The following is a 1,206-nucleotide window of genomic DNA, read 5'->3' as shown; positions in this document are numbered from 1 at the left end:
GCGCACGGCGGGCCCGGCGGGGCGAGGGGTCCCGGCGCGGGGCCGTACCCGGTCGGGGGCGTCGTCTTCGGCCGCCGCCCGTGCCGCCGCTCCGGCGGTCGCCGCTGCGCCTGCTGGGTCACCGGGGAGGCTCCGTTCGCTCCGCTCGCGCGCGGAGTCCGTGGAAGACCGCTCCGAACGCGCTCAACGCCCGCTGTACGTGCGGCAGTTCCAGCGGCTCGGGGGCGTCGAGAGCCGCCAGGCGCTCCTCGGCCGTCGTGCCGAGGAACGGTGACGTGGACAGCCGTACGCGCAGCGCGTCCAGGTCGTCGCCGAAGCGGTGACCGCCCGGCGCGGGCATGCCGAGCCGTCCGCCGAGGAAGTCCTCCAGGTCCTGCGCGTCCCGTACGCCCCACGCGGCGAGGCCGGGCCGCAGGGGGCCGAGGTCGGCGTAGAGGTGCCGGCCCGCCCGGGGCGGCCTGGCCAGGGCGCCGACGGCGAGCACGGCGCGCTGCGCGGCGGCGGCCACGCGCGCGTGCAGGCGTACGGCGGCGGCCAGCCGCCCGGTGACGTCGTCCGGTTCACCGAGCGCGTACGCCGCCGCCGCGGCGGCCGGTGCGCCGAGGCAGGCGCCGAGCGCGGTCAGGACATCCAGGGTGCGGGCCCGCAGGCCCGCGCCCCGGGCGTCCGGGGGAAAGCGGGCGACGGCGGCGGGCAGCGCGGCGGGCAGGAAGGCGCCGGTGAGGTCGCTGAGGACGGTGACCCGGGCGTGGTCCATCTCGGCGGGGCTGACCAGGACCGTCTCGCCGGGGTGGTGCAGGGTGTCGCGCCAGGTCTCGTCGCTGACGACGTGCAGCCCCTCGCCGGACGCCGCCTCGACGGCCTCGTGCAGCAGTTCGGGGGGCGGCACGGTGGCGGTCGGGTCGTCGGCCACGCCGAGCAGCAGCAGCCGGGGGTCGCCGCCCTCGGCCCGGACGCGGCGGACGGTCTCCAGGAGGGCGTACGGGTCGGGGACGCCGCCGCTCTCGGCGGGTATCGGCACGTGGTAGACGCCCCGGCCGAGCAGCCGGGCCTGCGGGGCCCACCAGGCCGGGCAGGGTCTGGGCAGCAGGACGTCGCCGCCGACGGCCGCGGTGAGGGCGAGCAGCAGGGCGGGCGCGCCCGGGGCGGCGGCGAGGTGGCCGGGCCCGGCGGGCAGTCCGCGGCGGGCCCAGTAGCCGCTCACGG

At 80.0% G+C, this 1,206-nt stretch carries 1 protein-coding gene; it reads right to left on the bottom strand.

Annotated elements, in window-relative coordinates; all coding sequences use genetic code 11:
• Positions 1-118: 118 nt before the first annotated feature.
• The coding region (locus AB8Z36_RS40795) for an aminotransferase class I/II-fold pyridoxal phosphate-dependent enzyme (RefSeq protein WP_369218391.1) at positions 119-1,206 on the bottom strand (1,088 nt) is incomplete at its 5' end.

The organism is Streptomyces flavofungini, from assembly GCF_041028215.1.
In the GTDB taxonomy this organism is placed as follows: domain Bacteria; phylum Actinomycetota; class Actinomycetes; order Streptomycetales; family Streptomycetaceae; genus Streptomyces; species Streptomyces flavofungini_B.
The sequence above is the reverse complement of the archived record's forward strand: the minus strand, read 5'-3'. Positions and strand labels throughout refer to the sequence as shown.